At 70.4% G+C, this 13773-nt stretch carries 12 protein-coding genes; 5 read left to right on the forward strand and 7 right to left on the reverse strand.

Features of this window, described 5'->3' with window-relative positions; translation table 11 throughout:
* Nucleotides 1-98: 98 nt before the first annotated feature.
* Genes glpK through ABZW60_RS25150 form a run of 5 tightly spaced genes read right to left on the reverse strand, consistent with a single transcriptional unit; the run spans nt 99 to nt 6702 of the window.
* Nucleotides 99-1619 (reverse strand): glycerol kinase GlpK, encoded by a 1521-nt coding sequence (gene glpK, locus ABZW60_RS25130; protein ID WP_355480680.1) that lies wholly within the window; start codon nt 1617-1619, stop codon nt 99-101.
* 27 nt (nt 1620-1646) lie between these two features.
* Nucleotides 1647-2405 (reverse strand): IclR family transcriptional regulator, encoded by a 759-nt coding sequence (locus tag ABZW60_RS25135; protein ID WP_355480682.1) that lies wholly within the window; start codon nt 2403-2405, stop codon nt 1647-1649.
* Between the two features lie 58 nt (nt 2406-2463).
* Nucleotides 2464-4986 carry an FtsX-like permease family protein gene (locus ABZW60_RS25140; RefSeq protein WP_355480684.1) on the reverse strand — a complete coding sequence of 841 codons (2523 nt, stop codon included), beginning with the start codon at nt 4984-4986 and terminating at the stop codon, nt 2464-2466.
* Nucleotides 4986-5765, reverse strand: a complete 780-nt coding sequence (locus ABZW60_RS25145; protein ID WP_355480686.1) for an ABC transporter ATP-binding protein — start codon at nt 5763-5765, stop codon at nt 4986-4988. The genes ABZW60_RS25140 and ABZW60_RS25145 overlap by 1 nt, the downstream gene beginning before the upstream one ends.
* A 49-nt stretch (nt 5766-5814) precedes the next feature.
* The gene (locus ABZW60_RS25150; protein ID WP_355480688.1) at nt 5815-6702 is read right to left on the reverse strand and encodes a PD-(D/E)XK nuclease family protein; all 888 of its coding nucleotides are present in this window, start codon (nt 6700-6702) and stop codon (nt 5815-5817) included.
* 129 nt (nt 6703-6831) lie between these two features.
* Here ABZW60_RS25150 and ABZW60_RS25155 point away from each other — a divergent pair, with 129 nt between their 5' ends.
* The 5 genes from ABZW60_RS25155 (at nt 6832) to ABZW60_RS25175 (ending at nt 12267) form a co-directional block, all read left to right on the forward strand.
* Nucleotides 6832-7707: an intradiol ring-cleavage dioxygenase gene (locus tag ABZW60_RS25155; protein ID WP_355480690.1), complete on the forward strand. Its 876-nt coding sequence runs from the start codon at nt 6832-6834 to the stop codon at nt 7705-7707.
* A gap of 35 nt (nt 7708-7742) precedes the next feature.
* On the forward strand, nt 7743-8897 hold the full coding sequence (locus ABZW60_RS25160; RefSeq protein ID WP_355480692.1) for a site-2 protease family protein: 1155 nt from the start codon (nt 7743-7745) through the stop codon (nt 8895-8897).
* A 74-nt stretch (nt 8898-8971) separates the two neighbouring features.
* Nucleotides 8972-9922, forward strand: a complete 951-nt coding sequence (locus ABZW60_RS25165) for a tRNA (adenine-N1)-methyltransferase (RefSeq protein ID WP_355480694.1) — start codon at nt 8972-8974, stop codon at nt 9920-9922.
* A 99-nt stretch (nt 9923-10021) separates the two neighbouring features.
* Complete coding sequence (gene arc, locus ABZW60_RS25170; RefSeq protein ID WP_355480696.1) at nt 10022-11767, forward strand: proteasome ATPase; 1746 nt, start codon at nt 10022-10024, stop codon at nt 11765-11767.
* Nucleotides 11768-11904: 137 nt separating this feature from the next.
* Nucleotides 11905-12267: a hypothetical protein gene (locus tag ABZW60_RS25175; RefSeq protein ID WP_355480698.1), complete on the forward strand. Its 363-nt coding sequence runs from the start codon at nt 11905-11907 to the stop codon at nt 12265-12267.
* Here ABZW60_RS25175 and ABZW60_RS25180 read toward each other — a convergent pair.
* Both ABZW60_RS25180 and ABZW60_RS25185 read right to left on the reverse strand, forming a co-directional pair.
* The gene (locus tag ABZW60_RS25180; RefSeq protein WP_355480699.1) at nt 12264-13139 is read right to left on the reverse strand and encodes a hypothetical protein; all 876 of its coding nucleotides are present in this window, start codon (nt 13137-13139) and stop codon (nt 12264-12266) included. The genes ABZW60_RS25175 and ABZW60_RS25180 overlap by 4 nt on opposite strands.
* A complete protein-coding gene (locus tag ABZW60_RS25185; RefSeq protein WP_355480701.1) occupies nt 13136-13738 on the reverse strand; it encodes an RNA polymerase sigma factor in 603 nt (200 codons plus the stop codon). Before ABZW60_RS25185 ends, ABZW60_RS25180 begins: the two co-directional genes overlap by 4 nt.
* Between the last annotated feature and the right edge of the window lie 35 nt (nt 13739-13773).

Genomic DNA, 13773 nt, shown 5'->3' on the forward strand with positions numbered 1-13773 from the left:
GGTGCTGCTTCCGACCTCAGGAAGGTATGCGCGATGTGTATCAAGCGTTTGACAGCGACGTCTCAGCTGACGCTCTTCGGCCGTGCACGAAAGGCTTGCTACAGCTCGTGGTCCTCGGTGCGGATCCAGTTGAAGGTGCGTTGGACGGCGGCCTGCCAGTTCGCGTACTCGGTCGCGCGGCGGGCCGGATCCATGTGCGGCACCCACTGGCCGGCCCGGTGCCAGTTGCTGCGCAGGCCCTCCAGGTCCGGCCAGTAGCCGACCGCGAGCCCGGCGGCGTACGCCGCTCCCAGCGACACCGTCTCGGTCACCATCGGCCGGACCACGCGCACGTCGAGCAGATCGGCGATGAACTGCATCAGCAGGTTGTTGGCCGTCATCCCGCCGTCCACCTTGAGCGCGGTCAGCGCGATCCCGGAGTCCGCGTTCATCGCGTCGACCACCTCGAGCGTCTGGAAGCCGGTCGCCTCCAGGACCGCCCGCGCCAGATGCCCCTTGGTGATGTAGCCGGTCAGCCCGGCGATCACGCCCCGCGCCTCGCTGCGCCAGTGCGGCGCGAACAGCCCGGAGAACGCGGGCACGATGTACGCGCCGCCGTTGTCGTCGACGGTCCGCGCCAGCGTCTCGATCTCGGCGGCGGTGTGGATCATGCCGAGCCCGTCGCGGAACCACTGCACGAGCGACCCGGTGACCGCCATCGAGCCTTCCAGCGCGTACGACGCGGGCTGGTCCCCGATCCGGTACGCCACGGTCGTGAGCATGCCGTGCTTGGACCGGACGATCTCCTGCCCGGTGTTCATCAGCAGGAACGACCCGGTGCCGTACGTGCACTTCGCCTCACCGGCACTGAAGCAGGTCTGCCCGAACAGCGCGGCCTGCTGGTCCCCGAGCGCCGCGCCGATCCGGACCCCGGGCAGCACCTCGGTCGCGGTCGCGAGCACCCCCGACGACGGACGGATCTCGGGCAGGATCGCCCGCGGTACGTCGAACGCGTCGAGCAGTTGCTCGTCCCAGTCCAGCGTCTCGATGTTCATCAGCATCGTGCGGCTGGCGTTGGTGACGTCGGTGACGTGCTGGGCGCCGCCGTCCGGGCCGCCGGTGAAGTTCCAGATCAGCCAGGTCTCCATCGTGCCGAACAGGATCTCGCCCCGCTCGGCGCGCTCCCGCAACCCCGGCGTGTGGTCGAGCATCCACCGGATCCGCGGCGCGGAGAAGTACGTCGTCAGCGGCAGGCCGCACAGGTCGGCGAACCGGTCCGGGCCGTCGTCGCCCGCGAGTTCGGTGACGAGCCGGTCGGTCCGGGTGTCCTGCCAGACCACGGCGTGACCGATCGGGCGGCCCGTCCGGCGGTCCCAGAGCAGGCTCGTCTCGCGCTGGTTGGTGATGCCGATGGCAACGACCTGGGACGGCGCCGCGCCGATCTGCCGGATCGCCGCCGGCACCACCCGGGTCACGTTCCGCCAGATCTCCTCGGCGTCGTGTTCGACCCACCCCGGCCGCGGGAACAGCTGCCGGTGCTCCCGCTGCGCCACCGACACCAACCGCCCGCGCCGGTCGAACAGGATGCACCGACTCGAGTTCGTCCCCTGGTCCACTGCCGCCACATACTGTTCAGCCATCCCCCCACCCCTCATCGGCTGCCGGGATCATGTGTCGTCCCGGAGATCGCGGGCGATCGCGTCGGCGGTGGCCCGGACCATGCTGACCAGGTCGCCGCGGTGCCGCAGCCGGCTGTCGCAGATCCGTTCCACCCGCCCGGCCAGGCCCACCGCGCCGACGACCAGCCCGCCGAGGCCCCGGATCGGCGCCGCGATGCTCGCCAGCTCGACGGTGTGCTCCTCGAACTCGGTCGCCCACCCGCGGGCCCGGACCAGCGCGAGCTCCTCGCTCAGCCGCGCCGGGTCGGTGATCGTCCTGGTGGTGAACGCCTCGAGTTTCCGCGGCCGGGTCGCCCCGCTCGCGTCGAACGCCAGCACCGCCTTGCCGAGCGCGGTCGCGTGCGGCGGCAGCGTCGTACCGACGTCGAGGTCCTGGTCGCTGTCGTCCGGCCGGAACACGTGGTGCACGACCTCGACCTTGCCCTCGACGAGACGCCCCACCCGCACCACCTCGCCGCTGCGGGACGCCAGCGAGTCGGCCCAGTTGATCGCGCGGCTGCGCAGCTCGTTCGGGTCGAGGTAGCTCTCGCCGAGCCGGCCGAACGCGTCGCTCAGGTGGTAGTGCGCGCCGCTGTGGTCCTGGTCGACGAAGCCGACCTGGTGCAGCGTCCGGAGGATCCCGTGCACGGTCGGCTTCGCCAGCCCGAGCGCGTTGCCGAGGTCGGCGACCCCCAGCCCGTCAGGCGCGGCGGCGAGCAGTCGCAGCACCGCCGCGGCCCGCTCGATCGACTGTACGGTCCCCGGCACACCGGCAGGCTACCTGTGAAATCACTGGTCTGGCTCCACCTCACGCGTCAGCTGAAGCTCATTCGGAGGCGATGGCCCGCAGTACGTCGAGCCGTGCGGCGCGGCGTGACGGCCAGACCGCGGCCAGTACGCCGAACAGGATCGCGACCGCGGCCGCGATCACCAGCTGCAGCACCGGGATGTCGCGGACGCCGAGACCGTCGTCGACCATGGCCGCCTGCACCGAGGCGGCGAACGTCACGCCGATCGCCAGCCCGAGCAGCGCGCCGAGCAGCGTGATCGCGATCGACTCGACCCGGAGCATCCGGCCGAGCTGCGGCCGGTCCATCCCGATCGCGCGCAGCAGGCCGATCTCCCGGGTCCGCTCGACGACGCCGAGCGCGAGCGTGTTCACGATGCCGAGCAGCGCGATCAGGATCGCCATCGCGAGCAGGAACCCGACCGCGGCCAGGACGCCGTTCACGGGCTCCCGCGCGACCGCCGCGTAGGCCTGCTGGTCGCGGACCTGGAGGGCGGGGTAGTCCTTGCCCAGCTGATCGAGGATCGCGGTCCGGACCTGCGCCACCTGGTTGCCGTCAGCAACGTCGACGTACAGCAGGGTGTCGCTCGGCGGCCCACCGAGCGTCTCGTACGTGGGGAGTGACACGACGACCGCGTTGAGTTGCCGGTTCGGTGCCAGGATGCCGCCGACGGTCAGGGTGTGGGTGCCGCTCGCGGTCTTCAGCGCGAACGTCTTGCCGACTGTGAGCTCGAGGGTCTTGGCGAGGTTGCGGGGGAGGAGCACCTGCCCGGCGCCGAGCGCGGCGGCCGAGCCGGAGTCGAACTCCGTGGTGACCGGGCCGGCCAGCGTCCCGTCGCTGACGCCGGTGATCCGAACGCTCGCCTTGCCGACCTCGCCGGTCTGCTGGCGGACCCGGTGCACGGACCCGACACCCGGGACCTTCTCGGTCCGGTCGCCGACCTCGGTGCTGAAGCTGGGCGTGCCGTCGTTGCTGATCAGGATGTCGGCGGTGCCGAGCGCGTCCACGATGCTTTGGTCGATCGAGGCCTTCACCGAAGCCCCGATGACCAGCAGACCGCTGATCAGCGACACCGAGATCATCAGCGCGGACGCGGTCGCCGACGTACGGCGTGGGTTGCGCTCGGCGTTGCGGCGGCCGAGGGTGATCGGCGCCTTGCGGCCGAACGGGTACATCAGCGCGCGGACGACGTACCGGCTGAACAGGGGACTGAGCATCACGATCGCGAGGACCGCGGTGCCCGTGCCGAGCGTGATCAGGATCGCGCCGGGCACGCCGCCGGCGTTCACGCCGATGGCGTAGAACATGACGGCCATCAGCAGCATGAACGCGCCGATCAGCACCCGGACGAGCAGCGAGCGCTCCGGGACCCGGACGTCGTCGCGCATCGCGGCGACCGGCGGCAGCTTGCCGGCCCGGCGGGCGGCGGGTGCGGCGGCGGCCGCCGTGACGCCGATGCCGATCACGTAGCAGGCGATGATCGTGGTCGGCGTGACCTGCAGCGCGGCCGTCGGGATGCGCAGCTCGAGGCGCTCGTAGAAGAACCGGATCCCGACCGCCACGCCGATCCCGACCAGCAGGCCGAGGGTGGCGCCGATGAAGCCGATGACGGCGCTCTCGGCCAGGATCGTGCCGGTGATCTGGCCGCGGGACGCGCCGATCGCGCGGAGCATCGCGAGCTCGCGGGAGCGCTGCGCGACCACCATCGCGAACGTGTTGACGATCAGGAACGTGCCGACGAACAGCGCGAGGAACGCGAACAGCAGCAGGACCGTGCTGAACCCGCCGAACGTGTTGTCGAGGTCGTGCTCGCCGTCGGCGGTGACCTGTTTCGCCGTCCGGACCTGCACGGAGTCGCCGACCGTCTTGGCGATCGCCTGGCTGACCGTGCCGGGGTCGGCCCCCGGCAGCACTGAGACGGTGATCGACGTCCAGCCCGGCTTGCCGAGGAGCAGGAGCTGGGCCGTCGCGCCGTCGAAGCTCACTAGGGGCGCGCCGGCCGCCACACCGGCCTGGGCGGGGGTGGTGATCGCGGTCAGCGTCGCGGTGACGGCCCGGGTCGGCGTGACGATCCGGACCGGGTCACCGATCGCGTAGCCCGCCCGGTCAGCGGTCGACTCGTCGAGCGCGAGCTGCCCGGTGCCCGAGGGCGGAACTCCGCTGAGCATCTTGAACGGCGCGTTCCGCGGGTCGCGCGGCCAGTTGGCGCCGAAGGACGACAGGCCGTAGTTCTGCAGCAGCTTGCCGTCCGGGCCGAGGATCTGGACGTTACTGATCAGGAGCTGCGGAGCCACGTCCTGGACGCCGGGGACGCTGCGGACGCGGTCGACGACCTCGGACTGGAAGATCGCGGGGCGGTCGGAGCCGGTCTCGATCGGCGAGGCCGGCGTGACGGTGATGTCAGCCGTACTGACCTGGAAGTTCTTCTTCAGCGCGGTGGAGAGCGTGTCGGTGAAGACCATCGCGCCGCCCGCGAACGCGACGCCGAGCGTGACGGCGAGCGTGCACAGCACGAAACGGAGCCGGTGCGCGAGGACCGACCGGAGGCCGAGCTTGAACATCAGCCGGCCAGCTCGCCCGCTGTGCTGCCGGTGCGGTGTTCCTGTTCGAGGTCGAGTTCCTTCATGGTGTCCAGCACGGACTCGGCGGTCGGGTCGACCAGCTCGGACCGCAACCGGCCGTCGGCCAGGAACAGGACGCGATCGGCGTACGAGGCCGCGGTCGGGTCGTGGGTGACCATGACGACGGTCTGCTGGAAGTCCCGCACCGAGCGGTGCAGGAACCCGAGGACGTCACCGGAGGCCCGTGAGTCGAGGTTGCCGGTCGGCTCGTCGGCGAATACGACATCCGGGCGGGAGACGAGCGCGCGGGCGCAGGCGACGCGCTGCTGCTGACCGCCGGACAGCTCCGACGGCTTGTGCCGGAGGCGGTCCATCAGGCCGACCGTGTCGACGACCGTGGTCAGCCAGTCCTGGTCGGGTTTGCGCCCGGCCAGGTCCAGCGGGAGCGTGATGTTCTCCAGCGCGGACAGCGTCGGCACCAGGTTGAACGCCTGGAACACGAACCCGATCCGGTCGCGGCGCAGATGCGTGAGCTGCTTCTCCGGCAGCGTGGTCAGATCGACGTCACCGAGGAACACTTTGCCGTCAGTGGGCTTGTCGAGACCGGCCAGGCAGTGCAGCAGGGTCGACTTGCCGGAGCCGGACGGCCCCATGATCGCGGTGAACCGGCCCTTCCCGAAGTCCGCGCTCACACCGGCCAGTGCGTCCACCTGGGTCAGACCACCGCCGTACCGCTTCCAGACACCGGCCGCCCGCACCGCCACATCGCCCACACTCATGCGACGAACCGTATCCACCCAGGGTTCCTCCGCCGGGCAGCGGCCGGGCCTAGCCGTCGACTGTGATCAGGTCTATGCCTGCCGACTCCGCGGCCACCTCTTCCACGGAGCGGGTGGGCAGCGGCGGCGGTGTGCCGCCCCAGGCGGGGCACAGGGGTTTGTGGTCGCACCAGTCACACAGCGGACCGGGGCTGGGGCGCCAGTCGCCGGAGTCGAGGGCCCGGGTGATGGCGACCCACAGCGCGGAGACCTTGCGCTCGCAGGCGCGCAGGTCGGCCTCGTCGGGGACGTACCGGACGATCTCGCCGTTGCCCAGGTACACCAGCTGCAGCATCGCCGGCACCACACCGCGCAGCTTCCACAGCACCAGCGCGTAGAACTTCATCTGGAACAGCGCCTTCGCCTCGAAGAACTCCGACGGCGAGCGACCGGTCTTGTAGTCGACCACCCGGATCTCCCCGGTCGGGGCGACGTCGAGCCGGTCCACATATCCCCGGAGCACCAGACCGGAGTCCAGCGCCGTCTCGACATACAGCTCGCGCTCGGCCGGCTCCAACGCGTTCGGATCCTCGAGCGTGAAGTACTTCCCGAGCAGCTCGTGGGCCTCGGCCAGCCACTTGGCCAGCTCGTCGCCGGTCGCGTCCTCGGCGAACAGCTCCGCGACCTCGGGCTCCTCCTCCAGGAGGCGCTGCCACTGCGGCTCGAGCATCTGCGCGGCCTGCTCCAGCGTCCGCTCGCCGCGTGGCAGGTCGAACAACCGCTCCAGCACAGCGTGCACGACCGTCCCGCGCACCGCGGCCGCCGACGGCTTCTCCGGCAGCCGGTCGACCACCCGGAACCGGTACTTCAGCGGGCAGCTCATGAAGTCCGCGGCTCGGGAGGGCGACAAGGCACCCCGCGGATGCTCGTGCGGATCGGCAACGGCTGCGACGCTCATAGACCAAACCCTAGGCACAACCACGGACAGTTCGCCCGCACCCCACTCCGGGCCTGTGGAAAACCGCCTCCCAGCGAACTCCCAGCGAACTCACGGCCGAAGCGCGGCGGCCGTTGTCATGCTCGAAGCATGACGCCACCGACACAGCCGACACAGCCGACACGGCCGACACAGCCGCCGCCGAACCACGACCGCGGTCTCGAGTACGACCTCGCGACCCTGCACCGCCGCCGGTTCCTCTGCCTGTTCACGGCCGCCGGCCTCGCCGCCGTCGCGGGCTGCTCGGCCGACCAGGCGACGACGACCGGCACCCCGTCGACCACCTCGACCAGCGCGACCCCCTCCGCCACGTCCAGTACGACGAGCAGCGCCGCCACCGACGTCGACGAGATCCCGCAGGAGACCGGCGGTCCGTACCCCGGCGACGGCTCCAACGGCCCGAACGTGCTCACCGAGTCCGGCATCGTCCGCAGCGACATCACCAAGTCGTTCGGCTCCGCGTCCGGCGTGGCCACCGGCGTACCGCTGGCCGTCGAGCTCACGATCATCGACGCCGACCAGGACAAGGCCCTCGAAGGTGCCGCCGTCTACCTGTGGCACTGCGACGCCCAGGGCCGCTACTCGCTGTACTCCGACGGCGTGACGAACGAGAACTACCTGCGCGGCGTCCAGGCGGCCGACGGATCCGGCAAGGTGACGTTCACGACCATCTTCCCGGCCGCGTACATGGGCCGCTGGCCGCACATCCACTTCGAGGTCTACGCGTCCGTCGACGAGGCGACCAAGGCCGGCCGGATCACCCGCACCTCCCAGCTCGCCCTCCCGAAGGACGTCTGCAGCACCGTCTACGCCACCGACGGGTACGACGGCAGCGCGCAGAACCTCAGCCAGACGTCGCTGGAGAACGACAACGTGTTCGGCGACGACGACGGCGTACACCAGCTCGCGACCGTCACCGGAGACGTCTCCGGCGGCTACGTCGCCGCGCTGACGGTGGGTGTGTAGCGCAGCGTTAACGGCCGCCCAGTAGCGTTGGGTTGATGCCAGACTCGCGCGATTCCCAGAACCCCGCCCAGCCGGCCGGTACGCCGCCGCCCGGAACCTGGGTCCTGGGGCGTGTCCGGGGCATCCGGCTGACCATGCGCTTCACCTGGCTGCCGGTGGCGATGCTGCTCGCGATCGGCTTCGCCGCGATCATCGGCCAGCAGTTCCCCGAGCTCGGCGGCTGGCGGTACGTGGCCGCGTTCGCGTTCGTGGTCGCGTTCACGGTGTCGATCCTGATCCACGAGCTCGCGCACGCGCTGATGGCGATGCGGTTCGGCATCCCGGTCTCGGAGATCAACCTCGGCTTCTTCGCGGCCGGCACGCATATCGAGGGCGAGCGGAAGTCGCCGCTGGAGGAGTTCGCGGTCTCGGTCGTCGGGCCGATCGCGTCGCTGATCGTCGGCGGCCTGGCCTACCTCGGCTCCCGCGCCGTCGACGAGGGCGTCGGGTACGTCGCGCTCTGGGAGCTCGGCATCGCGAACCTGATCGTCGGCGTCACGAACCTGCTCCCCGGCCTGCCGCTGGACGGCGGTTGGGTGCTGCGGGCGATCGTCTGGAAGATCACCGGCAACATGCACACCGGCACCATCGTGGCGGCCTGGGCCGGGCGTCTGCTGGCGATGGCGGTGCTGGTGCTGCCCGTCCTGCTGGAGGAGATCTGGGACCGGCCGCCGTCGATGATCGACTTCGTCATCGCGCTGCTGGTCGGCTTCTTCCTCTGGTCCGGCTCGACCGCGTCCCTGATGCAGGCCCGGCTGCGGCGCAAGCTGCCCGCCCTCCAGGTCCGCACGATGGCCCGCCGCGCCATCGCCGTCCACTCCGGCACCCCGGTGTCCGAGGCCGTCCGGATGGCGTCCGAGGCGCACGCCGGAGCGGTCGTCGTGATCGACGGCGACGGCAAGCCGCACGCGCTGGTGTCGGAGACCGCGGTCGCCGCGGTGGCCCCGAACCAGCGGCCGTGGACCACCGTCAGCGAGGTCTCCACCCGGATCGCCGCGGGCCACATCATCGGCGTCAACGACACCGGCGAGGAGATCCTCGCCACCTTGCGTGAGCACCCCGCCTCGGAGTACCTGGTGCTGGACGCCGACGGCGGCGTGTACGGCGTGCTCGCGACGTCGGACGTGGAACGCGCCTTCCGGGGCCGCTGACGTCGTCCTGGTTCCGTGCTGGTTCCCGTCCGGATTACAGGGTTGCGGTGACCGAAAGTTAAGGTGAGCGCCTTATGGCTGACTTGCGTGACTTTCCCGACCAGGCGTTCTCCGGCGTCCACCACGGACCGCTGCAGGAGGGCGAGTGGATCACCCTGCAGGACTCCAAGGGCCGCCGGCACTCGGTCAAGCTCGAGCGCGGGAAGATCTTCCACACCACCAAGGGCGGGATCGCGCACGACGACCTGATCGACGGCCCGGACGCGGTCACGATCCGGTCCAAGGGCAACGTCGAGTACCTGGCGCTGCGGCCGCTGATGGCCGACTACTCGGTCTCGATGCCGCGCGGCGCCGCGGTGATCTACCCGAAGGACACCGCGCAGATCGTCACGATGGCCGACATCTTCCCGGGCGCGAAGGTGGTCGAGGCGGGCGCCGGCTCCGGCGCGCTGACCACCGCGCTGCTGCGGGCGGTCGGGATCCACGGCCAGGTGATCTCGTTCGAGCGCCGCGAGGATTTCGCCGAGGTCGCACGCAAGAACGTGACCGGCTTCTTCGGCGGCGAACACCCGGCCTGGCGGCTCGAGGTGGGCGACCTGGTCGAGAAGCTGAACGAGCAGGACGTGGACCGCGTCGTGCTCGACATGCTCGCCCCCTGGGAGTGCGTGGACGCGGTCGCTGAGGCCCTTTCACCCGGCGGGGTGTTCTGTGCCTACGTGGCCACCACGACGCAGCTGAGCCGCGTTGTGGAGACGCTGAGGGCACACGGGGAGTTCACCGAGCCGCGCGCGTGGGAGTCGCTCGTGCGAGACTGGCACGTAGAGGGTCTCGCCGTCCGTCCGGGCCACCGGATGCAAGGACACACGGCCTTCCTGGTCACCGCCCGGAGGATGGCGCACGGGGTGCAGGCACCCCGCAAGAAGCGCCGTCCGGCACCGGGCGCGTACGGCGACGACTATGCGGGCCCGCGTCGCGCGGAGCCGGGCAACGAGGCGTCGTCCGAAACTTCCGGCGACATGCCGTAGGCAACCGACTCATCCGCAACCGACACGTGATGGGATTCAGCTTGCCCGGCGAGGTTTTCTGGGTAAGGTCCATAGGGTCGAGCCCCACATGGTGAGGTGATGATCGTGGCTGGAGACGAGAGTCCTACCGCGGCAGAACTGCGTAACCAGGTCCGGTACCTGGAAGCCGAGGTCGCGGCGTTGCGACGTCGGCTGCTCGAGCACCCGGCAGACAGCCGGTCGCTCGAGAGCAGGCTGTCCGAAACCCAGGCCTCCTTGGCGAGTGTCACCGCTCAGAACGAGCGGCTGGCCGACACGCTGCGGGAGGCGCGAGAGAAGATCATCGCCCTGAAGGAGGAGGTCGACCGGCTGGCGCAACCGCCGTCCGGATTCGGCACCTTCCTCGGACGGAACGAAGACGACACGCTCGACGTGTTCACCGGCGGCCGGAAACTCCGGGTCGCGGCGAGCCCGTCGGTGGACCTGGACGCGCTCAAGCTCGGCCAGGAACTGATGCTGAACGAGGCACTCAACGTCGTCGAGGCCTGCGACTTCGAGGTCGTCGGCGACGTGGTGATGCTGAAGGAGCTGCTCGCCGACGGCGAGCGGGCGCTGGTGATCGCGCAGGCCGACGAGGAGCGCGTGGTGCGGCTCGCGTCGCCGCTGCTCGACGTCCCCCTGCGGGCCGGTGACTCGCTGCTGCTCGAGGCCCGCTCCGGATACGTGTACGAGAAGATCCCGAAGTCCGAGGTCGAGGAGCTGATCCTCGAAGAGGTCCCGGACATCGACTACACCCAGATCGGCGGCCTGACCGGCCAGATCGAGCAGATCCGGGACGCGGTCGAGCTGCCGTACCTGCACAAGGACCTGTTCCTGGAGCACGAGCTCAAGCCGCCGAAGGGCGTCCTGCTGTACGGCCCGCCGGGCTGCGGCAAGACGCTGATCGCGAAGGCGGTGGCGAACTCGCTGGCCAAGAAGGTGGCCGAGAAGACCGGGGTGGAGGGGCAGAAGTCGTTCTTCCTCAACATCAAGGGCCCGGAGCTGCTGAACAAGTACGTCGGCGAGACCGAGCGGCACATCCGGCTGGTGTTCCAGCGGGCCCGCGAGAAGGCGTCCGAGGGGATGCCGGTGATCGTGTTCTTCGACGAGATGGACTCGCTGTTCCGCACCCGCGGCTCCGGCGTCTCCTCCGACGTGGAGAACACCATCGTCCCGCAGCTGCTGAGCGAGATCGACGGTGTCGAGGGTCTGGAGAACGTCCTGGTCATCGGTGCCTCGAACCGTGAGGACATGATCGACCCGGCGATCCTGCGACCCGGTCGGCTGGACGTGAAGATCAAGATCGAGCGGCCCGACGCCGAGGCGGCCCGGGACATCTTCTCGAAGTACCTGACCGCGGGGCTGCCGCTGCACGACGACGACCTCGGTGAGTTCGGCGGCGACCGGCAGGCCTGTGTGGCGGGGATGATCCAGCGCACGGTCGAGCGGATGTACACCGAGGCCGACGAGAACCGCTTCCTCGAGGTCACCTACGCCAACGGTGACAAGGAGGTCCTGTACTTCAAGGACTTCAACTCGGGCGCGATGATCCAGAACATCGTCGACCGGGCGAAGAAGATGGCGATCAAGGCCTTCCTCGACGAGAACCAGAAGGGCCTGCGGGTGCAGCACCTGCTGCAGGCGTGCGTGGACGAGTTCAAGGAGAACGAGGACCTCCCGAACACGACGAACCCGGACGACTGGGCCCGCATCTCCGGCAAGAAGGGCGAGCGGATCGTCTACATCCGGACGCTCATCTCCGGCAAGCAGGGCACCGAGCCGGGTCGCTCGATCGACACCGCGACCAACACGGGTCAGTACCTGTAACGACGGCGTACCGCGAACCGCCCCGGACCGAGTGTCCGGGGCGGTTCGTTTTTAGTGCGAAAGGTAGGCAAAACCCCCGGTGTGATCGGGGGGTTTCCCCGATTGGTACGGCGTCCCGCCCGCCGTACGGTCCTCGTATGGCGACGGATGAGGTGCGGAAGGACCTGCGGGCCGCGGTCGCGGCGCGGCAGGAGCTCGGCCCGGAGTACGAGGCCGAGATCATCGACAGCTTCCTCGAGAAGCTCGACCGGCGCGACGTCCAGCGCCGCGCCGGGTCGTACGGGCCCTACGACCAGCCCGGGCTGCCGGAGCCGGCGCGACCCGGCCGCCCGAGCCGCGAGCCGGACCCGGGTGGCCTGGCGCTCGCGATCGTGTCGGTGGTGGCCGCGATCCCGATCACCGCGATCATGGCCGGCATGATCGGCCCGTTCGGGGTGGTGATCGGCTGGCTGGGCCTGCTCGGCATCAACTTCGCCCGCACGATGGCGCGCCGCCGCTAACCGACCGGGATCTGCTTGCCCTGGGCGTCGAAGGCGCGGACCTCGGTCGTGAGCTTCTCGCCGACGGTGAACTTCCCGCGCGCCTGGACCTCGGTGTAGGCGAAGCCGCCCTCGACGACGCCCTTCGTCCACGGGCCGGGCTGTCCGTCCAGCACGTACCGCGCCTCGACTGTGGCAACGCTCGGCAGCGCCCGGTAGACGGCCCACGCCTGGAGGGTGTGGAGATCTTGGGTGAAGTCGTTGTTCGATCCGCCGAGCGCGACGAGTCCGCGCCGAGGCGTCGGCTCTGTGCGCCACGCCTCGTCGCCGACCCGGCCGACGGATGCGACGGGGCCCAGCTTGGCGGCCGGTGGCATGCGCGTCATGCAGTACCGGTACCCGAGCTTGGCCCAGGAGGGCGCTCCTCCCGTCCCCGGCTTGCGACCCGCCTTGATCTTGGCGGGGTTCTCGGTGGTGGGCTTCGTGTTCCGCGCCACGGCCACCATCGTGGTGCTGTCCTTGCTGATGCCCCGGACGTGACGGCTCCAGACGAGCTCGGCGGGACCGCCCTCGTCCGGGAACTGGCATTCGGTGATCAGCTTGGCCACGTCGCGCTGCGGCACCGCGCCGAGATCGACGCCCACCTTCGCCTGCGGTGAGGCCTGCGGTGTCGACGTACCGGCCACTCCCGCGTCGTCGGACGGCCTGTTGGCGACGACCAGCGTGCCGGCGACCACAGCCGCGACCGCTGCGACGCCGACCACGGGGGCGACCCAGTGGCGGGCCGGGCGGCGCGCGGCGGGCCTGGCCGTGTCCATCAATTGGTTGCGCATCCGGGCGTGCTCGGCGGCGGTCAGCGGCGGAACGCGCGGCGGTTCGAGATCGGTGTTCATGAGAGCTCCTCGGTGAGGTCGACCCGGGTCAGCAGGTCGGGGAAGCGGCGACGGGTGCGGTGCAGCCGGGCCTTGACGGTTCCGACCGGTACGCCGAGCGCGTCCGCGGCCTCGGCGGTGGTGAGCCCGGACCAGACGACGAGCTCGAGGGTCTCGCGTTCGTGCCGGGGCAGCTTGGCCACGGCCCGCCGGATCACGGACATCCGGCGCTCGTCGTCCAGGCGCCGCGCGACGTCGGCGGCGTGGTCGTCGTCAGGGGCGGGCTCGGGCAGTCGATCGACCAGCCTGCGCAGCCGGTTCGCCGTACGGAACAGGGAGCTGCACTCGTGGCCGGCCACCCGGAGCAGCCAGCCGCGGGCGCTCGGCGCGGTGAGCGGTCCCGGTGGGTTGCGCTGGAAGCGTCGCCAGGTGTTCAGGAACGTCGCCTGGACCACGTCGTCGGCGGCACTCCAGGAAGCGGTCCGCCGGAACGCGAAGGCGCGGACGTCGTCGGCGTAGCGGTCGAACAGCTCGCCGAGCGCGAAGTGGTCGCCGACGCGCAGCCGCTGCCACAGTTCCTCGTCCGGTCCTGGATCGAGGCCTCCGGGGCCGGTGGCCATGGACGGCTCCGTATCGTCAGTCAGGGTGATCTTCA

The organism is Kribbella sp. NPDC003557, assembly GCF_040610805.1.
Classification (GTDB): domain Bacteria; phylum Actinomycetota; class Actinomycetes; order Propionibacteriales; family Kribbellaceae; genus Kribbella.